Origin of the sequence: Streptomyces sp. NPDC102402, from assembly GCF_044765765.1 — a bacterium.
Classification (GTDB): Bacteria; Actinomycetota; Actinomycetes; order Streptomycetales; family Streptomycetaceae; genus Streptomyces.
The window spans coordinates 138,323-159,799 of the sequence record NZ_JBIWKR010000004.1 but is presented as its reverse complement, the minus strand read 5'-3'; the positions used below and the strand labels follow the sequence as shown (position 1 = coordinate 159,799).

The 21,477-nt window shown below is 70.6% G+C and carries 17 protein-coding genes and 1 pseudogene; 7 read left to right on the top strand and 11 right to left on the bottom strand.

All coding sequences use genetic code 11. The features are described from left to right. Window positions 1-180 precede the first annotated feature (180 nt). Together ACIRJR_RS14480 and ACIRJR_RS14475 are read right to left on the bottom strand one after the other, a co-directional pair. Window positions 181-360, bottom strand: a pseudogene (locus tag ACIRJR_RS14480) (GNAT family N-acetyltransferase); the annotation flags it as partial. A 95-nt stretch (window positions 361-455) separates the two neighbouring features. Beyond that, on the bottom strand, window positions 456-1,511 hold the full coding sequence (locus tag ACIRJR_RS14475; protein WP_403779112.1) for a LacI family DNA-binding transcriptional regulator: 1,056 nt from the start codon (window positions 1,509-1,511) through the stop codon (window positions 456-458). 265 nt (window positions 1,512-1,776) lie between these two features. Here ACIRJR_RS14475 and ACIRJR_RS14470 point away from each other — a divergent pair, with 265 nt between their 5' ends. The 4 genes from ACIRJR_RS14470 to ACIRJR_RS14455 all read left to right on the top strand — a co-directional run bounded on the left by ACIRJR_RS14470 (window position 1,777) and on the right by ACIRJR_RS14455 (window position 6,935). After that, window positions 1,777-3,147: an extracellular solute-binding protein gene (locus tag ACIRJR_RS14470; protein WP_403779109.1), complete on the top strand. Its 1,371-nt coding sequence runs from the start codon at window positions 1,777-1,779 to the stop codon at window positions 3,145-3,147. Between the two features lie 23 nt (window positions 3,148-3,170). Beyond that, window positions 3,171-4,118: a carbohydrate ABC transporter permease gene (locus tag ACIRJR_RS14465; RefSeq protein ID WP_403779106.1), complete on the top strand. Its 948-nt coding sequence runs from the start codon at window positions 3,171-3,173 to the stop codon at window positions 4,116-4,118. A 2-nt stretch (window positions 4,119-4,120) separates the two neighbouring features. After that, window positions 4,121-5,020 carry a carbohydrate ABC transporter permease gene (locus ACIRJR_RS14460; RefSeq protein ID WP_403779103.1) on the top strand — a complete coding sequence of 300 codons (900 nt, stop codon included), beginning with the start codon at window positions 4,121-4,123 and terminating at the stop codon, window positions 5,018-5,020. 88 nt (window positions 5,021-5,108) lie between these two features. Further along, window positions 5,109-6,935 carry a glycoside hydrolase family 2 protein gene (locus ACIRJR_RS14455; protein ID WP_403779100.1) on the top strand — a complete coding sequence of 609 codons (1,827 nt, stop codon included), beginning with the start codon at window positions 5,109-5,111 and terminating at the stop codon, window positions 6,933-6,935. 66 nt (window positions 6,936-7,001) lie between these two features. On the opposite strand, the gene ACIRJR_RS14450 is transcribed toward ACIRJR_RS14455, so the two are convergent. The 6 genes from ACIRJR_RS14450 to ACIRJR_RS14425 all read right to left on the bottom strand — a co-directional run bounded on the left by ACIRJR_RS14450 (window position 7,002) and on the right by ACIRJR_RS14425 (window position 16,100). Further along, window positions 7,002-8,774 carry an RICIN domain-containing protein gene (locus ACIRJR_RS14450; protein WP_403779097.1) on the bottom strand — a complete coding sequence of 591 codons (1,773 nt, stop codon included), beginning with the start codon at window positions 8,772-8,774 and terminating at the stop codon, window positions 7,002-7,004. 475 nt (window positions 8,775-9,249) lie between these two features. Further along, a complete protein-coding gene (locus ACIRJR_RS14445) occupies window positions 9,250-11,010 on the bottom strand; it encodes an ABC transporter ATP-binding protein (RefSeq protein ID WP_403779094.1) in 1,761 nt (586 codons plus the stop codon). Next, window positions 11,007-12,791, bottom strand: a complete 1,785-nt coding sequence (locus ACIRJR_RS14440) for an ABC transporter ATP-binding protein (protein WP_403779091.1) — start codon at window positions 12,789-12,791, stop codon at window positions 11,007-11,009. Before ACIRJR_RS14440 ends, ACIRJR_RS14445 begins: the two co-directional genes overlap by 4 nt. Before the next feature lie 261 nt (window positions 12,792-13,052). Next, complete coding sequence (locus ACIRJR_RS14435) at window positions 13,053-13,706, bottom strand: Type 1 glutamine amidotransferase-like domain-containing protein (RefSeq protein ID WP_403779088.1); 654 nt, start codon at window positions 13,704-13,706, stop codon at window positions 13,053-13,055. A gap of 649 nt (window positions 13,707-14,355) precedes the next feature. Beyond that, window positions 14,356-14,739 (bottom strand): VOC family protein, encoded by a 384-nt coding sequence (locus tag ACIRJR_RS14430; protein WP_403779085.1) that lies wholly within the window; start codon window positions 14,737-14,739, stop codon window positions 14,356-14,358. 473 nt (window positions 14,740-15,212) lie between these two features. Beyond that, window positions 15,213-16,100 carry a SigB/SigF/SigG family RNA polymerase sigma factor gene (locus ACIRJR_RS14425; RefSeq protein ID WP_403779082.1) on the bottom strand — a complete coding sequence of 296 codons (888 nt, stop codon included), beginning with the start codon at window positions 16,098-16,100 and terminating at the stop codon, window positions 15,213-15,215. 265 nt (window positions 16,101-16,365) lie between these two features. Here ACIRJR_RS14425 and ACIRJR_RS14420 point away from each other — a divergent pair, with 265 nt between their 5' ends. Next, a complete protein-coding gene (locus ACIRJR_RS14420; protein ID WP_403779079.1) occupies window positions 16,366-17,553 on the top strand; it encodes a PP2C family protein-serine/threonine phosphatase in 1,188 nt (395 codons plus the stop codon). Window positions 17,554-17,589: 36 nt separating this feature from the next. Here the strand turns inward: ACIRJR_RS14420 and ACIRJR_RS14415 are convergent, their stop codons facing one another. Further along, window positions 17,590-18,081: a MarR family winged helix-turn-helix transcriptional regulator gene (locus ACIRJR_RS14415; RefSeq protein ID WP_403780313.1), complete on the bottom strand. Its 492-nt coding sequence runs from the start codon at window positions 18,079-18,081 to the stop codon at window positions 17,590-17,592. Window positions 18,082-18,392: 311 nt separating this feature from the next. Between ACIRJR_RS14415 and ACIRJR_RS14410 the strand changes: the two genes are divergently transcribed. Further along, window positions 18,393-18,794, top strand: coding sequence for an STAS domain-containing protein (locus ACIRJR_RS14410; RefSeq protein WP_403779076.1), 402 nt, complete (start codon window positions 18,393-18,395; stop codon window positions 18,792-18,794). A gap of 97 nt (window positions 18,795-18,891) precedes the next feature. Here ACIRJR_RS14410 and thpR read toward each other — a convergent pair whose 3' ends face one another. Then, the gene (thpR, locus tag ACIRJR_RS14405; protein ID WP_403779073.1) at window positions 18,892-19,488 is read right to left on the bottom strand and encodes an RNA 2',3'-cyclic phosphodiesterase; all 597 of its coding nucleotides are present in this window, start codon (window positions 19,486-19,488) and stop codon (window positions 18,892-18,894) included. A 387-nt stretch (window positions 19,489-19,875) separates the two neighbouring features. On the opposite strand from thpR, the gene ACIRJR_RS14400 reads away from it, so the two are divergent. Further along, window positions 19,876-20,955: a glycerophosphodiester phosphodiesterase family protein gene (locus ACIRJR_RS14400; RefSeq protein ID WP_403779070.1), complete on the top strand. Its 1,080-nt coding sequence runs from the start codon at window positions 19,876-19,878 to the stop codon at window positions 20,953-20,955. A gap of 82 nt (window positions 20,956-21,037) precedes the next feature. On the opposite strand, the gene ACIRJR_RS14395 is transcribed toward ACIRJR_RS14400, so the two are convergent. After that, a complete protein-coding gene (locus tag ACIRJR_RS14395; RefSeq protein WP_403779067.1) occupies window positions 21,038-21,409 on the bottom strand; it encodes a winged helix-turn-helix transcriptional regulator in 372 nt (123 codons plus the stop codon). Window positions 21,410-21,477 lie beyond the last annotated feature (68 nt).

Genomic DNA, 21,477 nt, shown 5'->3' with positions numbered 1-21,477 from the left:
CATTTGCGTGAGTCGGGGGAGTGTCTGTCTCCGGCCTGCCCGGAGGGCGGAATCTGGTGGGGCCACGGGTTGTGGACGGGGCGCCCCACCCTCGACGGTGTCGTCGGAGCGCAAGGCGAAGCGCCGTGGGCACCGAGGAGTGCGTGACCGCGCTCCTCGGTGCCGGCTTGGTCCGCTCCTTCAGTCGCCGAGGATCCGCTCCCACGGCAGCCCGTCCCGCCAGCTCCCGTCGAGGAAGATCGAGGAGTGGGCGACGCCGTACGGGCTGAGCCCGTTGCGGCGCAGCACCCGTTGCGAGGGCAGATTCACCAGATTGGTCGATGCCTCGACGCGGTGCAGTCCCCGTTCCTCCGTCATCAGCGCCCGGCGAGGGCCGCGGCGCTCGTGGATGACCCGGCCCGGGATGTCAGGTGGCGCGTCCGCTCAACTCCCGGCCGCGCGCCCGGATGCCGAGGTCAGGCGCCGGCCGGCCCCTCGGTGCTCTCCCGCAGGACCAGCCGGTGGGGCACCACGCGGTCCTGTGGCGACAGGACCGCGGCCGCGGGCTCGCCGCCGCCCGTGGACGCACCCGTCGCCTCGTCGATGCGGCGCTGGAGGAGCTGGACGGCGGTCCTCGCCACCGCGGCCTTGTCCGGTGCCACCGTGCTGAGTGTCGGAACGCTGAACCGGCCGCCCTCCACGTCGTCGAAGCCCATCACGGCGACGCTCCCGGGGACGAGGACGCCGTGCTCGTGGAGCGTACGCAACGCGCCGAGCGCCAGCTGGTCGTTGAAGCACAGGAGCGCGTCGGGCCGTACCCCGCGGCGCAGTGCGGCCGCGACCGCTTCGGCGCCGTCGGACATCCGGAAGGAGTCGACGGGCAGCAGCGCGGAAGGGTCGTACGGGATGCCCGCCTCCGACAGGGCCGCGCGATAGCCGCGGGTCCGGGCCTCGGCGGTACCCAGGCCTGTGGCGTCGCGTCCGCCGACCGCGAGGATCCGGCGACGGCCGAGGGCGATGAGGTGCTCGGTGGCCTCGCGGGCCGCCTTCTCGTTGTCGATGGCGACATGGTCGGCGCCCTCCTCCAGCAACTCCCCGATGAGGACGGTCGGTGGAGCGCCCGGATGCCCGCGCAGGTCGTCGGCGGTGAGGGCGAGCGGGCTGAGGATGATCCCGTCGACGAAGTCCGAGCCGAAGCCTGCCAGCGCGGCCAACTCGTGTTCACGGTCGGCGCCGGACTGGTGGATCAGCACCGTCAGGGAACACCGCCCGGCCTCGCGGATCACATGACGGGCGAGCTCGGCGAAGTAGGGGACGTCGAGCTCGGGCACGACGAGGGCGATGATGCCGGTGCGGCCCTTGCGCAGATGGCGGCCCGCCAGGTTGACCCGGTACCCGAGGTGCGCGATGGACTCCTGGACCACCCTCCGGGTGCGCTCGGAGACATGGGTGTAGTCGTTGATCACGTTGGACACCGTCTTCTCGGACACGCCCGCGTGCCGGGCGACGTCCTTGATCCTGGGCCGTGCCACCGCACCCCTCCTTCCCTCGTGCGCCGCCGAGTCTATGTCCGGCCTTACGGCGCGGACGCACCAGCCCGCCCGGCGCCCCTCGGCGGACGTACTTCCGCGCAGAGGTGCGTACCGAACCCTTTACAGCGAATGTACATCGATGTAAAAACATGCCACCGCACTGTTTCAGCCAGCGCGCCAACCATCTGCCGTGCGCGGTGGACCCGCTCGAACCCGGGGTCCACCGCCGGTCCGGCATGAGCGTCCGGCCGTCGAAAGGTCCGCGATGAGTTCTTCGTTCCCCGCCCGCCCGGCACGCCGTCTCCGGGCACCGGGTCCGGCACACGGTGTCAGCCGCCGCGGGATCCTGCGTTCCGGTCTGGCCGGTGCCGGTGCGCTGGCCGCCGCAGGTTCACTCGCCGGCTGCGCCTCGCCCGCCTCGGCCTCCGGCGCGTCCGAACTGAGCGTCTGGGACCTCTTCCAGGGCGGTGACGGCATGCTGATGGACGAGATGATCGAAGCCGTCTCCGCGGGCCCGGACGGCTTCGCCGTCGAGCGCACCATCCTCGACTGGGGACCGTCCTACTACACCAAGCTCGCGATGTCGGCCGCCGGCGGCCGGGCCTCGGACGTCGCCGTGCTGCACCTCTCCCGGCTGGCGGGCTACGCCCCAGGAGGCATGCTGGACCCCTTCGACCTCGGCCTTCTCGCCGAGTTCGGGGTGACGGAGAAGGACTTCACCCCCGCGGTGTGGTCGCGGACCCAGCACGCCGGGACCGTGTACGCGATCCCCCTCGACGTCCATCCCTTCATCGTCTTCTACGACCACGAGGCGGCGGACAAGGCCGGGCTCCTCGACCCGGCGGGCGAGCTGGCACCGATGGGATCGCCCCAGGCCCTGCTGGACGCGGGCAAGGCGCTCGCCGACGCCACCGGGGAGTCGGGCATCCTCTTCGGGCACGTCACCGACACGGCACAGAACTGGCGGCAGTTCGCGGCCTTCTACGCGCAGACCGGCGCGTCCTTCACCCTCCCGGACGGAGGGCCTCCCCGAATCGACGTCGACGCGGCGGTACGGGTCGTGGACTTCATGAAGCGGCTCTTCGACGGGAGGACCAACCCCAACAACCTCGACTACAACGGTGCGCTGGCCAACTTCGTCGGTGGCCGCGGCGGCATGGTCATGCTCGGCGAGTGGGAGCTGCCGACGCTGAAGAAGTCCGGCATCCCCCTGGGCGCCGCACCGTTCCCCCAGGTCTTCGAGCGGCCGGCCGTCTACACGGACTCCCACAGCTTCGTGCTCCCGCACCAGAAGAACCCTGACCCGGCCAGGCGGCGCGAGGCCCACCGCTACATCGCGCAGATCATCAAGCAGAGCCTCACCTGGGCGAGCGCGGGTCACATCCCCGCCTACCAGCCGGTGCTCGCCGAACCCGGGTACACCGCGCTGGACCCGCAGTCGTCCTACGCGGACGCGGGCGAGGTCGCCGTGCTCGACCCCCCGAACTGGTTCGTCGGCGCCGGTTCCAACTTCCAGAACCGGATGTGCCAGCCGCTCCAGGCGGCCCTCCTGGGCAACACCTCCGCCGAGAAGGCGGTGCGCCAGATGGTCCGTGAAGCGGACACGCTGCTCCGGCAGCCCAACCCGGTGGCCTGACCGAGAGCCGAAGGAGTCATCCCATGACCACCACCGCACCCACAGGCGCCGACGTGCCGGCCGGTGTGCCTTTCCCCGCGACCGGCGGCCCCCGCCCAACCGGTCGGGGAGTCCGCCGCCGGCCGGGCAGCGGACTGCTCTTCGTCCTGCCCTTCCTGGTCGTCTTCGCGCTCTTCCTCGTCTGGCCTGTCGTCCACGGCCTCTGGATGAGTTTCACCGACACCTCGCTCGCCATCCGCGACACCACGTTCGTCGGCTTCGACAACTACGCCGAGGCCTTCGGCGACCCTGACGTGTGGAGCAGTCTCGGCAACACCGCCGTGTTCACCGCCATCTCCTGCGTGCCCCTCGTGCTGGTGGCCCTCGCGATGGCGCTCCTGGTGCACAGCGGCCTGGCCGGCCAGTGGGTCTGGCGGCTGGCCTTCTTCGCGCCGTATCTGCTGCCCGTGACCGTCGTGACGCTGATCTGGACCTGGCTCTACCAGCCCGACCTGGGCCTGGGCAACCAGCTCCTCACCACGCTGGGCCTCGAACCCGTCGGCTGGCTCTCCGACGAGGCCGTCACCATGTGGGCCGTCGCGGCCCTCACCGTCTGGTGGACGGTCGGCTTCAACTTCCTGCTGTACCTCTCCGCCCTGCAGTCCCTGCCCGCGACCTACGACGAGGCCGCGGCACTCGACGGCGCCGGCGCGTGGCGCCGCCTGTGGTCGGTCACCCTGCCGCAACTGCGAAGGACGACCGCGCTGGTCGCCATGCTCCAGGTCCTCGCCTCACTCAAGGTGTTCGACCAGATCTACATCCTCACCAAAGGCGGGCCCAACGGCTCCACCCGCCCGATCCTCGAGTACGTCTACGACGTCGGGTTCACCGGTTACCGGCTGGGCTACGCCTCGGCCGTCTCCTACCTCTTCTTCGCGCTCGTGATCATCGTCTCCGTCGCGCAGCTCCGCTTCTTCCGCAGGGAGGACTGACCATGTCCGCCACCGCCACCGCACCCCGCAGACGCCCCCGGTCACCGCGCGAGGCAGCCGGCTCCCCGCTGCTCCTGGGACACGGCCGGACACCCCGCGTCCTGGCCGGGACCGCACTGGCCGTCCTGGCGGCGATCTGGCTGCTGCCCTTCGTCTGGGCCGTCGCCACATCCCTCCAGAGCGAGGAGGACGCGATCACACCCGGGCTGTCCCCGCTGAAGGGAGCGCTCACCCTCGGGTCGTACGAGCAGATCCTCGAACGCGGCAACGTGGTGCTGTGGGCGTTCAACAGCTTCCTCGTGGCAGGGCTCGTCACGCTGATCACCGTCGTCGTCTCCACCCTCGCCGCCTACGGCCTGGCGCGAGGGACCTTCCGCGGCCGGCGCGTCGTCCTCGCCGTCACCGTCGCCGCCATCATGGTCCCGCCGCAGCTGCTGGTGGTCCCGCTGTTCAAGCAGATGCTCCTCTTCGACCTCGTGGACACCTACGCCGCGGTGATCCTGCCCCAGGTGGTCGCACCGATGATGGTGTTCATCCTCAAGCGGTTCTTCGAGAGCATCCCGCGGGAACTGGAGGACGCCGCCCGGATCGACGGGGCGTCCGAACTGCGGGTGTTCGTGTCGATCGTGCTGCCCCTCTCCAGGCCCATCGTCGCGGCCGTGGCGATCTTCGTCTTCATCGGCGCGTGGAACAACTTCATGTGGCCCTTCATCGTCACCAACGACCCCGCACTCATGACGCTGCCGGTCGGACTGGCCACCGTCAAGGACGCCTTCGGCGTCCAGTACGCGCAGTCCATGGCCTCGGCCCTGCTGGCGGCGCTCCCGCTGATCGTGGTGTTCCTCCTCTTCCAGAGGCGCATCGTCAACTCGGTCGCGACCACGGGTCTCGGCGGTTCCTGACCCCGCCGGGACCCCGCACCATCCCGCACCACCCCCGTACCACCCGGGAGCGGCCTTCCGGCCGCCCCGCCGACCGACTGGAGCACGTGTGTCCACTCACTCCGTACCGCGTCCGGAGTACCCCCGGCCGCAGTTCGTCCGCCGCGACTGGATCAACCTGAACGGCCCGTGGCAGTTCGAGACCGACCGGGGGGACAGCGGGCTGGAACGCGGCCTCCTCGCGCGTGAGCTGGACCGGGAGATCCTCGTACCCTTCCCGCCCGAGTCCGAGCTCTCCGGCATCGGGGAGACGGACTTCCTGGAGGCCGTCTGGTACCGGCGGACCCTCTCCCTGCCGGCCTCCTGGGCCGGGCGCCGCGTGCTGCTGCACTTCGGTGCCGTCGACCACGACACGACCGTGTGGGCCGACGGCACCGAAGTCGCGCGCCACCGTGGCGGTTTCACCCCCTTCACCGCAGACCTCGGAGACATCGCGGGTTCCGGCGACGGCGTCGTCGTCACGGTCCGGGCCCGCGACCCCCGCTCCGGCCCGCAGGCACGGGGCAAGCAGGCCGTCCAGTACGCGAACCACGACTGCAACTACACCCGGGTGACGGGAATCTGGCAGACCGTCTGGGCGGAGCCGGTGTCCGAGGTCCACCTCAGGCGTCCCCGGATCACGCCCGATCTCGCCGGATCCGCCTTCCACCTCGAACTCCCGCTCTCCGGCAACCGGCCCGGCCACCTCGTGCGCGCCGTCCTCAGCGACGGCGACGGCGAGGTCAGCCGCGCCGAGGTCCGTGCCGACCTCGACCTCGCACCACGCCTGCACCTGCCCGTGGCCGCCACCAGGCGGCGGGAATGGAGCCCCGAGGACCCCCACCTGTACGACCTGCGGCTCGAACTCCTCGACGCTTCGGGCGAGGTGGTCGACAGCGTGGAGAGCTACGCCGGTCTGCGCTCCGTCGGCCTGCGCGGCAAGGCGGTCACCCTCAACGGGCGCCCCGTCTTCCAGCGCCTCGTTCTCGACCAGGGCTGGTACCCGGACGGGCTGATGACTGCCCCGACCGACGAGGCGCTCGTCCGCGACATCGAGCTCGCCATGGAGGCGGGCTTCAACGGAGCCCGGCTTCACCAGAAGGTCTTCGAGGAGCGCTTCCTCCACCACGCGGACCGCCTGGGCTATCTGGTCTGGGGCGAGTTCGGTGACTGGGGCTGCGAGACCGGCGGTTCCTCCGGCGACAACCAGCAGCCGGACGCCTCGTACGTGGGTCAGTGGCTGGAGGCCGTGGAACGCGACTACTCGCACCCCTCGATCATCGGCTGGTGCCCCCTCAACGAGACGTACCAGAAGCTGCACGACCGCATCACCCAGCTCGACTCCGTCACCCGGGCGATGTTCCTGGCCACCAAGGCCCTGGACACCTCCCGCCCGGTGATCGACGCGTCCGGCTACGCCCACCGGGTCGCCGAGACCGACATCTACGACGCCCACTCCTACGAGCAGGACCCCGCCGCCTTCCGACGGCTCATGGCGGGCCTGGCGAAGGACGACCCCTTCGTCAACACCTACGAGAGCGGCAAGGCCTACTCGCAGCCGTACCGTGGCCAGCCTTACTTCGTCAGCGAGTTCGGCGGGATCTGGTGGGACCCGGAGGCGGCCGCCGCACAGTCGGGCGAGGACCGCACCGCCTCCTGGGGCTACGGCGAACGCGTGCGGGACGAGGACGAGTTCCACGAGCGTTTCGCCGGGCTCACCGGTGTGCTGCTCGAGGACCCCGCCATGTTCGGCTACTGCTACACGCAGCTGACCGACGTCTTCCAGGAACAGAACGGCGTCTACCGCTTCGACCGGGGCTCCAAGCTGGACGTCTCCCGCATCCGCGCGGCCCAGCTGCGCCGGGCGGCGATCGAGGAGGACCAGGGCCCGGCGTAGCGGACCCGCCGGGAGGTCTCCCCGCACCGTGACGGGGAGACCTCCCGGCGCCCTCTTCCGGCCGGCTCAGCGCCGTTCGAGACGCCAGATCTGCGGCTGGAGACCGTTACACGTCCACTGCCGGACATCGCCCCCGGGTTCACGCGACCCGCTCGCCACGTCGAGGCACTGGCCGCTCGACCCGGAGACCAGCCGGTAGTACCCGCGGCCGACGTTCTGGAGCCGCCAGTCCTGCGCCGCCTGTCCGTTGCACGACCACTGGCGGACAGCGGCGCCGGGAACCGCCGAACCGTTCTCGACGTCCAGGCAGTGCCCGCTGTTACGTCCCGTGAGAGTGAAACGGCCCTCCCCGCGCGCCTTCAGGACCCAGTCCTGCGGGCCGAGTCCGTTGCACGTCCACTGCTGGACATCGCCCCCCACCGCACGGGAGTCGCCGGCCACGTCGAGGCAGTGCCCGCTGTTCGCGTTCACCAGACGGTGGACCGCCCCGTCCGTCACCCCCGCCGCGTCACCGCTTCCGGTGGTCCGCCCGGTCGCGAAGTAGGGCCTGCACACGGTGCCGTCCCAGTCCGTGGCGATCTGCAGCACCTGGGTGCCGTCCGCCGACGGCAACAGCGGGGAGCTGTAGTTCTGGCAGTAGTTCACGCCCGGATCGGTGATCTGCACCGGGGACTCGATCTCGTACCACGGGCCCGTCCCGTTCTCCGTGTTGGCGAGGACGGTCCTGCCGCTGCCCGCCGCCGTACTGCCGTCCCGGTTGAGCAGCCTCTGCCCGATCAGCAGGATCCTGCCGTTCGCGCCACCGCCCGGTGACGGGGACCAGGCGATCGTCGGCGCCGCGCGGAAGTACTTGCCGTCGACCGTCTGCGGCCTGAAGCCCAGGTGCGCGGGATCGCCCCAGTTCCACCCGTCCGCGGAGGTCCGGTAGTGGACCACGCACTGGTACTGGCCGCCGGGGTTGCAGATCTCGTAGCTCATGAAGTACGTGGCGTCCGGCAGCTTCCGGACGACCGGCATGCCCGGCCGGTCGGAGACCGGTCCGGCGGCCACGACGTCACGCCGATCCTGCCAGTGGACCCCGTCGTAGCTGCGTACGGCGGACAGTTTCTGGCTGTGCGCGGGATCCGTCTCGTCGGCGTAGTGGCAGACCAGCGCGCCGTCCGCGGCCACGGAGAACTCCGGCTCCCACAGGCCGCCCGTTCCCGTCGCGGTGGCGCAGGACGAGAGGGAGGACCAGGTGCGTCCGATGTCGTTGCTGCGCCAGACACGGAGGGCCATCCGCCGTCCGCTCTCGTCCTGTCCGGCCGAGGACGCCCAGAGCAGGGTGCCCGCGGGCAGGGTGCCGATCTGCCGGGGGAGTTCGAAGAGCGTCGTGCAGCACAGGCCCTGGCCTCCGGCCGACTCCGGGTCCCCGACCCTGCCCACCTCCCGGAACGTCGCTCCCGCGTCGGTGCTCTCGTGGATGGCTCCGATGCCGTTGTTGCCGTCGAAGGTGACGACGCTCGCGAGGACGCGGCCGTTGGCAGCCCCGTTGTGAGCGAGCCGGACGGCACGCGGGTACAGGCCGGTGCCGTCCCGCAGCGGTGTGCCGGACGCCGCGGCGGAGAGGCTTCCCGACGGCGCGGTCACGGCGGCCGCCCGGCCGGCCGAGGCAGGAGCCGTCGGTGCGGTCGGGGAGGCGGCGGACGCGGACCCGGGGAGCGTCAGCGCCAGGAGCCCGGCGGCCACCGCGACACCCCTGGCCCACCGGGCTGCCCGGGCCTCGGGAAGGGCGGTGGACGCGGTCGCCGGGTGCGGCGGGCGGTGAGTGCGGAGTCTGGGTGTGCGCGATCGGAACACGCGGAACTTCCTTCCTCGGGTGCAGCGTGGCGGACCGGCGGTGGGAGTGCCGCGCGGGTCGGAGCCTCACACCGGCGCGCCCCCTGGAGACGGGCGGCAGCGTGCCGTGGACCGTCCGCCGGGAGTTCCGGCCGGAGGCCTGGTGGCGGCGTGGCGGGACGGCGGCCCGCCCGCGGACCGGGTGGAGACCGGTGGGGAGCCGCAGCCGTCGACGCCGGACCGTGCAACAGGACGGGCGGGGCAGGCGCGAACGAGAGAGTTGACATGCTCAGGACTGGTCACGGTGATGTTACGACGCCCTTCCATCGATGTAAATGGTCGGCGTCGAAGCGGCGGCGGTCACCGGGAACGAGGCCGGGATCTCTCGCTGCCCTACGCTGCCGCAGGTGCTCGTGCCGTCCGGCTGCCTTCTCCCGGTGGTGCGCGTGTCGAACGGGCCCCGGGCCGAGCGGGCCGGCCTCCGGTCGCCTGAGCCTCAGCTCCCGCCGTTCCACGACCGCCACAGCGCCGCGTACGGTCCGCCCGCACGGACCAGCTCGTCGTGCGTGCCCAGCTCCACGACGCGCCCGGACTCCATCACGGCGACGCGGTCGGCGTCGTGTGCGGTGTGCAGCCGGTGGGCGATGGAGATGACCGTGCGGTCCGACCGGACGGCCACCATCGCCCGCTCCGCCTGCCGGGCCGTCCTCGGGTCGAGGAGTGACGTGGCCTCGTCCAGGATCAGTGTGTGAGGGTCTGCCAGATGCACCCTGGCCAGCGTGAGTTGCTGCGCCTGGGCGGCCTCCAGCTCGATCCCGCCCGAACCCAGACGGGTGTCAAGGGCCTCCGGCAGTTCCGCCACCCAGTCCGCCTCCACCAGCGCGAGCGCCGCGAGGATCGCCTCGTCGTCGGCCCCGGGCGAGGCCATAGTCATGTTGTCGCGCAGGGTTCCCATGAACACGTGGTGCTGCTGCGTGATGAGGACGACGCGATTGCCCAGTTCGCCGGCTGCGGCCAGGTCGGCGACGGGAACGCCGCCGACGAGGATGCGGCCTGTGTCGGGGGCGTCAACCCCCGCCATCAGCTTGCCGAGGGTGGACTTGCCCGCCCCGGACCGGCCCACGACCGCGAGCCGTTCGCCGGGACGTACCCGCAGCTCCACGTCCTTGAGGACCTCGCGGCCGGGCACGTAGGAGTATCCCGCGCCGCTGACCTCCATGAGGTCGTCCGCAGGGACCCGCACCGGGGCGTCGGAGGTGTGCGAGACCAGCCCTACGCCCTTGACGCGAGCGAACGAGGCGCCGCTGCGCTGGAGTTGTTCGACCCAGAGGAGCATCTGATTGAGCGGGTCGACCAGTTGCCACATGTAAAGGCCGCCCGCCACCACGGTGCCCAGGGGGATCGCTCCGTCGAGGTGGCGGAGACCGCCCACGAGGAGGATGAGTGCCATCGGCAGGGTGTGCGCGAACTCGGTGACCGGGAACAGCACGGTTCGCAGGGAGAGAGTGCGCTTCTGGGCGCGGTACGCCGAGTCGACGGCGCCGTCGAGCGTGTGGTTCCGGTGTGCGCGCAGTCCGTAGGCCTCGACGGTACGGGCACCGTGCGCAGTGGAGTCGAGGATCTCGGAGACCTCGCCGGAGGCTGCTCCCTCGGCGAGGTAGGCCGCACGGGAACGGGCCAGGTACCAGCGGCTCACCCCCCACACGAGCGGAAGCCCCACGACCGAGCAGAGTCCGAGGAGCGGGTCCAGAAGGAAGACCGCCGCGAAGACGAACACCACCTGGACGCCGGCGATGAAGATGTCCGGGGCCGCGTTGCGCAGGGTGGCCGCGACGGTGGAGACGTCCAGGGTGGATCGGGTGACCAGATCGCCCGTACCCACCTCGTCGGCTATCCGCCCCGGCAGCGCGAGACCGCGGTCGATCACCTCCTCGCGGAGCCGGGCCAGCGCGCGCTCGCCGAAGCGGTGGGAGAGACCACGTGCACAGCGCATCAGCACCAACTGGGCGACCGCGAAGCCCAGTACGGTGACGGCGAGCCCGTCGACCCGGGAGACGGACATCTCCCCGGCCTCGACTCCGGTGACGATGAGGCCCAGCAGCCACGGACCGGCGGCTCCGGCCAGCGCGGCGAGACCGGCCAGCAGGACTATCGTGCGGATGGCCCCCCGGTCCTCGTTCAGGAGCTGCCATGCCGCCCGGCGCGCCGTCCTGGCGTCGGCGACCGGCAGGCGCGGGGTCTCATGGGACCGGCTCATCGGGGCTGTCCTTCCACGTGACGGGCCGCGGCCGATTCGCCATGGACGTCGGTGCCGCCGCGGAGGACCAGCGCCGCGTACTCGGGCTGGCGGGCGAGGAGTTCGCCGTGCGTGCCGGTCGCGCGCACCTTCCCGTCCACCAGGTGTACGACCTCGTCGGCCCGGCCGAGCACGAGTGGCGACGAACTGACGACGAGGGTCGTCAGCCCCTGACGGTACTGCGTCACGCGGGCGGCGACGGTCGCCTCGGTGTGCGCGTCCAGCGCGGATGTCGGCTCCACCAGCAGGAGCACCGCCGGATCCGCGAGCAGGGCCCGAGACAGCCGGAGCCGTTGGCGTTGTCCGCCCGAGACGTTGCGGGCCTGGTTCTCCAGGCGGGTGTCGAGCCCGTCGGCCAACTCTTCGACGATGTCCTCCGCGGCGGCTGCGTGCAGAGCCCGCCGGATCTCCTCGTCGGAGCGGTCGGCGCTGCCGCGGACGACCGAGCGCAGTGATCCGGCGAACACATAGGCCTCGTTGTCCGCCAGCAGGATGTGCCGCCTGAGAGCGGTACGGTCCCAGTCGCGCAGCCCGGCCTCCCCCCAGGAGGCGTCGGAGTCGGTGTAGCCGGCCAGCCGTTCCACCACGGCGCGTGTCTCGGAGGGCCGGGCGCCGACCAGGGCCGTCACCTTCCCCGGGACCACCACCAGGCCCGACTCCGGGTCGTGCAACCGGCTGGGGGAGGGTGGTGGGTCGAGACGGGTCCGGTGCTCCTCGGAGGCCGGCGCGAGCGCGAGTATGCCGACCACCCGCTCTGCGGAGACGAGCCCGCGCGGCAGATCGTCGGCGCCTTCGATGAAGAACGACACGGGTGCCAGCAGGGCGGCGACGTATCCGTAGACCGCCACCAGTTCCCCCACGGTGATGGACCCGGCAGCAGCCATCCGCGCACTGATCCAGGTCACGACGGCGAGGAAGACCAGGGGAAGGCACGCGGTGAGCGCCTGGACCCAGCTGGTCATGCCGGCAACACGGTATCCGAGGGGTATCAGGGCCTGGGAACGACTCCGGAACCGTTCGGCGAACATGGTCTTGCCGCCGATCCCGTTGAGGACGCTCAGGCCGGCCACCATGTCGCCCGCGAGAGCGGTCAGGGCACCCTGGTCCTCCCGGTAGCGGCCTTCGGCCCCGTGCAGCTTCCCCAGCAGGGGGCCGACCGTCAACGCGAGGGCCGGGACGCCGAGAAGGACCACCAGAGCGAGAACAGCGGATATCCGGAACAGCAGGACGGCGGTCGTGACGTAGGCGACGGCCGCGCCCACACCGGGACCCGTGATGGTCAGTGTCTGGGCGATCCTGCTGATGTCACCGGCCTGGAGGTGGGCGAGCTCACCCGCGGACACCTGCCGGGGCAGCGCCGATCCCAGCCGGGTGACGTGGCGTGTGACGACCTGCACCGTGCGGTAGGCCGCGTCCACACGAACGAGCGTCATGGTCCGGTGCCGCAGGATCCCGAGGACCGCGATCCCGGCCCCTGCGACGACCACGGCGCAGGTCCAGAGGACCAACGCCCGTGTGTCCCGTGCCCTGAGCCCGTCGTCGACCGTCCTCGACAGCAGGTACGGGGGAAGCATGAGCGCGCACATCCATGTGCTTCCCCACAAGGCGCCGAGGAGCACCCGCCCGCGTTGACAGCGTGTCAGCCACCACAGGTACCGCAGGGGACTCCGGTGGTCCGGCAGCCCCGGGTCCTCATAGGGGACCCGGCGCGTACCGGCGGGCAGATCTGGTCCGTTGGTCATCGCGGTCGTCCTTGCGTGCGTTCGAGGGACAGGACTGGGGGAGTGACGGGTCCTGGAGGCGGCCGGTCGGTCCGCGGGGCGGCTCGCCCGGCTTCCGGGAGTGGCTACGGGCCGGAACCGGCTCACGGAACGGGGCCACGGCCCGGGCGAACGCCGCCTGGTGCCCTGGTCCCCTGGCGCACGAGGTGTCCGGCACCTGCCTCCGGCACCGTTCTCGACTTCGTTCCCTCACGGCCGGCTCGGCAGGAAGACGGGAGCACGTCAGTGGATCTCGGTGCTCTCGCCGTCGATCACGATCACCTGGCCGTCACGGAGCGGCTGGTGAGCCGTCCCGGCGTTCCGGAAGAGCTCGGCGACCCTGGTCAGAACCTCCGTCTCAGGGTGACCGGGGGAGTCGATGTGGGGCAGGACGACGTAGTCGAGGAGCGCGAGGCCGTCCTGACGTGCGGCAGCGCCGTAGGCCGTCATGACTGCTCCGGGATCATCGCACTGTTCAAGTCCGCGCAGGTCAGGCGCCAGGACGCACGCTCCGGCGCTGTATCCGGCATAGACGATCGCGTCCCGCCGCACCAAGTCGATCAGCGCGTGGTCCGCGCCGCTGCGGGCCAGGGCATGGCGGAGGACGAATACGTTGCCTCCGCGGACCCAGACCAGGGGGAACCTGCGCAACGCGTCCGCCACGCGGCCGGGCTGTTCGTCGAAGAAGGCCCGGAGATCCAGTTCGACCGGTCGCAGGCCGAGTGCGGCGAGTGCGTCCGCCTCCCGCCCGAGCGCCGTCTTCCGCTCGTCGTCCGGCAGGGCGTCGAGTGCGTTGACGACCACAGCCACCTCGCCCGTGGTGTCGGGGCCGTCCAGGAGTGACAGCAGCCGGTCGGGGTGATCGCCGATGCGGAATGACGAGAGATACATGCGCATCCGGGAACTCTAGGACCTGCACGACGCGTATGGTGCCGGGCCGTCCGAGGAACGGTTCCGGGATCCGTTCGACGAGGCGATGGACCGGATGGAGCGAGGCGCAGAGGCGTAGGGGCGTGGACAATCCCACCGATCAGGACCCGGAGACGGCGCGCGGGCAGTGGGGTTGCGTGGCCGCCCCCGTCGGCGGCCCGGGCCACGGGCGCGCTCGGGTCAGTTCTTTCCGGGCCGCATGGAGAGCGTGCGACGTCGGCGTGAACTGCGGGGCCGGCCGCTTCGCGCGTCCGCGGGGCGTTGCCAGCGACGGCCGCACTCCGGTGGGGAGCGCTCATCGAGTGCTCGGGGCGCTGGAGCCTCGCACGTTCCGAACGGCTGCACCCGCTGATCTCCGGATCATGTGAGCACCGATCAGGTCGGCACGGTCCGATCCGGCACTGTCCGATCCGGCCGGGAGGTGCGGCACTGGTCCAGCGTTCGTCCTGGACACGGTGCTGATCGGGGGTTCGGCACGTTCGGTGCTCACCAGCGGCAGGCGGTCGCCGACCGAGGGACGGACCGGCGCTGCGATTCGGACCAGGACTGTCCCGCGTCATCGCCACATCTGCCTGGTCCGGCCTGGCGGTTCGTAGGCCCTGCTGCGGCGAGGGAGTCAGGAGCGCATCGCCGCCCGGTCCGACTCGCTGCGCAGGACGCAGAATTCGTTGCCTTCGGGGTCGGCGAGGACGGCCCATCCCGAGCCGTCGGGATCCCGGCGGTCGGCGACCCAGGTGGCACCCAGGCCCAGTAGCCGTTCGACCTCCTCCTCGCGCGAGGTCTCGGGGCGCAGACACAGGTGGAGCCTGTTCTTGGCGATCTTCGGCTCGGGCACTTGGCTGAAGTACAGCATCGGACCTTCAGGCAGCATCACCTGGGTCTCCTCGGTGCCCGGTCCGTCCTCCGGATGCAACGGACAGCCGGTCACCTCGCTCCAGAACCGGGCCAGCTCATAGGCGTCCGTACAATCGATCGACACGTTCTGCAACACCGAGACCATGACGGCGAGCCTGCCCGATCGTCTGCCCGTTCGCCAGCCGTCCGCGCACATTCCGCTTCGGGCCGGGCAGGCGTGAGACGCCATCGCTCTTCTTGGAGTCGTCGGAACGTGATCGGCCGAGGGTCTGCGCTCGCGCCCCTCCCGCGAGGTGAAAATCCTGGAGGCGGCCGTGCGGTGAGGGTGTGGGGGACTCCGAGGGAATCACGAAGGCCGGTTTCCGGCGGCGGTGAGCACCACTGGCCACTGACGCGGTCCGACCGGGAGCAGCGTGCGCCGACCGTTGAGGACCGGTCGCGTGACACCGGCCACCTGATGCCGGCAGAGGCGGATCCGCGTGTACGGGGCCGCGACCACGAATCGTCCGAGTCGGCTCGGACGAGTGTGGCCGTTCGCGGGGATCCGGCGACGCGGCAGACCTGTCGGCCTGACGCCCCGCGCAGCACGTCACCTGGAGGGGCGACGGCTTTCCGCGGTCACGAGGCCAGCATGCCGGCGCGGAGCTTGCCGAGCGTCCGTGTGAGGAGGCGGGACACGTGCATCTGGGATACGCCGAGTTCGGCGCCGATCTGCGCCTGTGTCATCTCCTGGCCGAAGCGCATCTCGATGATGCGGCGCTCGCGGTCGTCGAGTTCACCCATCAACGGAGCCAGGGCGTGCAGGTTCTCCACCGTCTCCATCGCGGAGTCGGGCTCGCCCAGGATGTCGGCGAAGGTACGGGAAGCCGTGCCCGTGGTCTCGCCGGTGCTGGTCGGCAGGTCCAGGGAACCGGCGGTGTAGCCGTTCGAGGCGATGATGCCCTCGATGACCTCGTCCTCGGTGAGGTCCATGTGCTCCGCCAGCTCCTTCGCCGTCGGGTCACGGTCCAGGACCGTGGCGAGCTCGTCCTTCGCCTTGGCCAGATCGACGCGCAGTTCCTGCAGGCGCCGGGGGACGTGGACGGCCCACGTGGTGTCACGGAAGAAGCGCTTGATCTCGCCGACGATGTAGGGGACGGCGAACGTGGCGAACTCGACCTCCCGGGAGAGTTCGAACCGGTCGATGGCCTTGATGAGGCCGATGGTGCCGACCTGGGTGATGTCCTCCATGTCGCCACTGCCACGGTTGCGGAAGCGCCGCGCGGCGAATCTGACCAGGGAGATGTTCATCTCGATGAGAGTGTTGCGCGCGTACTGGTACTCGTGCGTGCCCTCTTCCAGGACCTGCAACCGCTCGAAGAAGAGTGTCGACAGGGCGCGGGCGTCCTTCGGGGACACCTTGCCCGTGTCCTCGATCCAGGGCAGCTCGCCGACACGCTCGGGCGTAGTCCCCGTATCCGACGTCCTGTCAGCCGATATGGTCCCGGCAGTCTGTTCAGCGGTCATTTCGCTCCCACCCTCGTTCGTGCTGAGGCCAATTCATGACGAGCCCCTGCCCTGCCTCGGGTGCCCCATGCGTGATGACCCCGAATTTTCTTGCTGTGTGGAAACAGTTGTCTCCGGACATCGTAGGATGAGCAGCGCCGGCCGCCGACGCGACCTCTTGGGCGCGCCGCGCTGGACCGGGCACAGGCCCCGTACGCTGGAGGCCGACGGCCGGGGCCCTCAGGCGGTCCGGGTCCCGGCTCAGCACGATGAGAAACAGGATCACGTGGACAGATTCGCTGCCGTCGAGCGGGAGCTGCGCAAGGCCGCACCTCATCTGCTCCTCGACGTCGCCACGGCGGCTCTGCGGGAGCAGTACGACGTGGAGAGCGTGGAGTTGCGCCTCGCCGACTACGGCATGACCACACTCCAGGTGGTGTCCGAGGCGCCCCTCGCCGAGCCGGTTCCCGTCCATGCCAGCCCTCAAGGGCGGGCGTTCGGCGCCCAGGAGCCCTACGTGGAGCCCCGGACCGGTCCGGGCCCGGTGACCGCACACCTGCCGGTGACCGTCCGGGGCGACCGGCTCGGTGTCCTCAGCGTCACGGGGCCGGAGGCCGGCTGGTCCACGGAAGGCCTGGCGGAGATGCAGCAGATCTGCGAAGCCCTGGGCCACGAGATCCTGGTCGCCGAACGGGACACCGACCTCTATCTCCTGGCCCGCCGCGCCACACGGCTGACGCTCGCCGCGGAGATGCAGTGGCAGCTGCTGCCCGGCCGCTCCGTGTCCCGCCCCGAATTCTCCTTGGGCGCCCACCTCGAACCGGCGTACGCGATCTTCGGCGACAACTTCGACTGGTCGGTGTCCGCCCATCACCTCACGCTCACCGTCACCAACGGCATGGGCAAGGGGATGGAGGCCGCCCTGTTGACCAATCTCGTCGTCAACGCCCTGCGTAACGCCCGGCGCGCCGGCCTCGACCTTCCAGGCCAGGCCAGCCTCGCCGACCAGGCGGTCTACGCCCAGCACCGTGGCGCACTGCACGCAGCGGTCCTGCTGCTCCGATTCGACCTGGCCACGGGCGAGGTGGAGGCCGTGGACGCGGGATCCCCCCGCATGTGGCGCCTCCGGGGGCGGGGTGTCGAGTCCTTCGACTTCGACGCGCAGCTTCCGCTGGGCATGTTCGAGGAGACGGAGTACGTCGCGGAGCGCCTGCGCGTGGAACCGGGCGACCGGCTGCTCATCGGCAGTGACGGTGTCTACGACAGCGCGTCGGCGGGCGGGGAGCGCTACGGGGAGCGGTCCCTGGCGCGGTCGCTCTCCGCGCACCGCTTGCTGCCGTGCGAGCAGGTGCCGCTGGCTGTGCTGCGAGATCTGCGGGACTACCGGTCCTCCGCGCCGCTGGACGACGACGCTCTGGTGGTCTGCCTGGACTGGTTCGGCCGGCAGCCCTCCACCGGCCGCGTGACGGCGTGACCCCTTCCGGCTGCCGGCCGGGCGGTCGACCGGACGCTATCCGGTCGACCGCAAGGGTCTCGCCCCGCCGCTGTCCTGCCCCGAGGCGGAGTTGCGGAAGGCCCTGAGTCCTTCGAGGAGCGACCGCCGTGCCTTCGCCGGCATGGCGTCGATCGTGGACATCAGCACCTTTTCCCTGCGCATGCGCAGGTCCACGAGGTACGCCTTGCCGTGGCTGGTCAGCCGTAGCTCGAGCTCCCTGCGGCTCACCGGGCTGGGCGCGCGCTCCACCAGGCCCGTGGCCTGCAGGCGGTCGCACAGTCTGCTGACCGAGGGGGAGGCCGACCCCAGGGCCTCGGCGAGCATCCGCAGATTGATGCCCTCCTCCCGGTCCAGCGTGTACAGCACGCGGAGCTGAGAAGGAGAGACGGGGCCGGTCGGGACGGCCTCACGGCCGTGTTCCCAGAGGACTTCGAGGAGTTCGACGAACTCGGATCCCTCGCGGGCCGCATCCCGGGACCGATGGTCGGGTTCGGGGCTCAGGCCCATGTTGATGACACTCCGATCCGGCATCGTCTCACTCGTCCGTCTGGCCACCGGACCGAGCAAGCGAGCCGGGCATCCGATGCGCTCGTATGGAAAGCCAGGACAAAGGTTCCGGGACACGCCCGTGGCCCCGAATATCGTACCCCCGTCCGCAACGGCGTCCGGGTTCACGGCTGCACCCCGGTATGTTTCCCCATGGCAATAGTTGTCATGAGGTACGGTTTCGCAGTCGACATCCGATGCGTGATCTTCCAGCGGTCGCCTTCGCTTCCGCCGCGACGGCGACCGCCCACCGGCCTGGAGTACTGACACCCATGACGCACAGCTCGACCCTCATCCTCACCGTCCGGCATCCGGCGGACTCGATCGCCGTCCTCAACGTCGCCGGTGAGATCGACGTGGACAGTGCCCCTGTCCTGCGGTCCAGGGCCCTGGAACTGATCCGCCAGGGAAGACCTCACCTCGTCCTCGATCTGGCGCCCGTGGAGTTCTGCGACTCCTCCGGCCTCAACGCCATGATCGGCATCCTGCGGTATGCGAAGGACCGGCACGGGTCGCTGTCCGTGGCCGCCGCACCACCCCACCTCACGAGGCTGCTGGACATCACGGGGATCGGCGACCTGATACCCACCGCGCCCAGCACGGCAGAGGCCCTGACTCGCATCGCGTCGCCGCCCGGAGCGCGGGAGACAGGCTCCGAAGCCCCCGAGGCGTAGCCCGGCCGCAGTACCGCCGCCGCACCTGAGGCGCCGGATTCCCGCGCCGGTGGACACACGGCTTCACGGCGGCCACCGGTCCACGGGGCGGGGCCGCCTACGAAGCCGTGCCCTCCCCGTCACCGAAGGGCCAGGCCTCGATATCGCGGTAACGGATCGGTCCGCTGCTGCGGGCGACGTCGCTTCCGACCAGATGCAGACGTTCGGCAGGCCATCGGACACCGGTGAATCCGGCGAACCCGGCGACGATCTCCGCGGCCGAGGACCGGTCGCCCCGCCGGGCGCGGGCCAGCGTCAGGTGGGGACGCAGGGGCCGGTCGACGAAGGTGACCCCGCACGCCCGGACCGCGCCACGGACGTCGGCCGCGAGGGCGTGCAACCCGTCGAGGTCCCCCTCGATCCCGCTCCACAGCACCCGGTCGTCGAAGATCCCGCCGCCGTGCAGCCCCAGGCGGAGGGGCTCGTGGGCCCGCGCGAGACCGGCGAGCGGCGGGCGCAGCAGCGGAACCGTCGAGGTCGGCAGTTCACCGAGGAACGCCAGGGTGATGTGCCAGTCCTCGATGCGGTTCCACCGCATGCGGGGGTGCGTGTCGTACGCGGGGCGCAGCGCCCGGGCGAGTTCCTCCTTCGCGTGGTCGGGCGGGGCGAGGGCGATGAACACGCGAACGGTCGTGGGCCGGATCTGTTCGTTCACACCGGACTTCGTACCATCCGGGTCACCGGGGCGACCGAGCGGGCCCCGCCCCGTCGGGAGCCTGCGCCCCTCACCTCCGGGAGGAGAGCCAGGCCCCGGCGCCGCGACAGGGGGAACGAGCGCGCGGAGAGCGGCGGCGTGGCACCCGTCGCGACTCGGCTCGGGCGGCCGAGGCCGACGTGCGTGAGCGGTCACCTCGCAGGGCATGCGGTCGGCAGGGCTCGCCGCGGCGGGCGGGCGTTCCCGGTGATCAGGAGTGTTCCGGGGGGCTTCTGTGAGAGACCGTTCCGCGGAGATTCACGATCCCCTCACCCGCGGTCCTCGTGCGAGCCCGATCCGGGGGATTGGCTTCCCGGCGTCCAGCTCGATGCAACAGACGAGGCACACATGTCCCTGAGGTACGCAGTCGCCGGCCTGGCCCTTCTCCCCGCGCTCGCCGTTCCCGCGACCGCGCAGGCGGCCACGGCTCCCCACGGCCACGGCCACGGGCACGTCCACCGGTCCGCATTCGACCTCCAGGCCCACCGCGGAGGTCTCGGACTGACCACGGAGGAGTCCCTCGAGGGCTTCGGCAAGGCGATACGCCTGGGGGTCAGCACCCTCGAGCTGGACACCCAGATCACGAAGGACCGGAAAGTGGTCGTCAACCACGACCGGCAGGTCAGTGCTCAGAAGTGCAAGGACACCGGCCCGCTGACGCCCGGCGACCCGATGTACCCGTACGTCGGCAAGTACATCAAGGACCTGACGCTCGCGCAGATCAAAACAATGGACTGCGGCTATCAGCAGCTTCCCGGCTACCCGGAGCAGGAGCAGATCAAGGGCTTCCGCATGGTCGAACTCCGGGACGTCCTCAACCTCGTGCGGGATTACGGAGCCAAGCGGGTCAAGCTGAACATCGAGACGAAGGTGGAGGCGGGAGCACCCGAGCAGACCGCGCCGAGGCAGCTGTTCGTCCGTCGCGTCTTCGAGGAGATCCACCGTTCCGGGATCGAGAAGCAGGTTTCCGTCCAGTCATTCGACTGGGGGGCGCTGAAGGCGATGCACAAGCTCGCACCGACGTACCCTCTGGTGGCGCTCACCAACTACGACTTCCTCCAGGTGGGGAAGGATGGGGCCTCTCCCTGGCTCGGAGGGATCGACGTGGACGACTACGACGGGGACTTCGTCAGGGCCGCCGCTGCCGTTCCCGGCGTGACCGCCCTGTCCCCGAACTACGGATTCCCGCAGAACGGCACGGTCGCGGACCCCGGCTTCCGGTTCTACCCGGACAGGAAGATGATCCACGACGCACACCGCCGTGGGCTGAAGGTCATCCCCTGGACCTGCGACGACCCCGCCACCATCGAGGCGCTCATGGACCTCGGGGTCGACGGGATCATCACCGACTACCCCGACCGGGTGCGGGACATCATGGCCGCCCGCGGCCTGCCTCTGCCCACCTCGTACCCGGCGCCGCGTCACTGAACTGCCTGCGAGCCCCCTGTGTCCTCACGCCGTTTCCCCAGTCCACTCGTCGAGAACGGTGCGGGGGAGCGGGAGCGCGTGTTCAGCCCTGGGAGTTGTCGGCCATGTCGACGGCTGCGAGCCTTTCGCGACGTGTCCGCTCCAACCCCCAGGCACCCAGGGGCCCGAGCGCCTGATTGAGCGTATGTCCGTGCTCGGTCAGCGAGTACTCCACGCGCGGCGGCACCTCGGCGTACACCTTCCGGTGCACGAGACCGTCGGCTTCCATCTCGCGCAGGTGCTGAGTGAGCATCTTCTCGCTCACCCCCGGAAGACCGCGTCGGAGCTCAGCGAAGCGGCGCACGCCGTGGGCATCGAGTTCCCACAGGATCAGCCCCTTCCACTTGCCGCTCACCACATCGAGCGCGGCGTCGATTCCACAGATGTACGGCCCGCGTCTCGGCGCCTCGGCCATCCGATCCCCTTACTAAAAGGTAAGTACCGCAGAAAATAGTGGGTACTTCCGAGATTAGCGGCCCGCTC

Excerpts from the sequence above, each read along its gene's own strand:
- ACIRJR_RS14470 (WP_403779109.1), top strand. The coding sequence starts at position 1,777 with ATGAGTTCTTCGTTCCCCGCCCGCCCGGCACGCCGTCTCCGGGCACCG.
- ACIRJR_RS14465 (WP_403779106.1), top strand. The coding sequence starts at position 3,171 with ATGACCACCACCGCACCCACAGGCGCCGACGTGCCGGCCGGTGTGCCT.
- ACIRJR_RS14460 (WP_403779103.1), top strand. The coding sequence starts at position 4,121 with ATGTCCGCCACCGCCACCGCACCCCGCAGACGCCCCCGGTCACCGCGC.
- ACIRJR_RS14445 (WP_403779094.1), bottom strand. The coding sequence starts at position 11,010 with ATGAGCCGGTCCCATGAGACCCCGCGCCTGCCGGTCGCCGACGCCAGG.
- ACIRJR_RS14440 (WP_403779091.1), bottom strand. The coding sequence starts at position 12,791 with ATGACCAACGGACCAGATCTGCCCGCCGGTACGCGCCGGGTCCCCTAT.
- ACIRJR_RS14435 (WP_403779088.1), bottom strand. The coding sequence starts at position 13,706 with ATGCGCATGTATCTCTCGTCATTCCGCATCGGCGATCACCCCGACCGG.
- ACIRJR_RS14430 (WP_403779085.1), bottom strand. The coding sequence starts at position 14,739 with ATGGTCTCGGTGTTGCAGAACGTGTCGATCGATTGTACGGACGCCTAT.
- ACIRJR_RS14425 (WP_403779082.1), bottom strand. The coding sequence starts at position 16,100 with ATGACCGCTGAACAGACTGCCGGGACCATATCGGCTGACAGGACGTCG.
- ACIRJR_RS14415 (WP_403780313.1), bottom strand. The coding sequence starts at position 18,081 with ATGGGCCTGAGCCCCGAACCCGACCATCGGTCCCGGGATGCGGCCCGC.
- ACIRJR_RS14410 (WP_403779076.1), top strand. The coding sequence starts at position 18,393 with ATGACGCACAGCTCGACCCTCATCCTCACCGTCCGGCATCCGGCGGAC.
- ACIRJR_RS14400 (WP_403779070.1), top strand. The coding sequence starts at position 19,876 with ATGTCCCTGAGGTACGCAGTCGCCGGCCTGGCCCTTCTCCCCGCGCTC.
- ACIRJR_RS14395 (WP_403779067.1), bottom strand. The coding sequence starts at position 21,409 with ATGGCCGAGGCGCCGAGACGCGGGCCGTACATCTGTGGAATCGACGCC.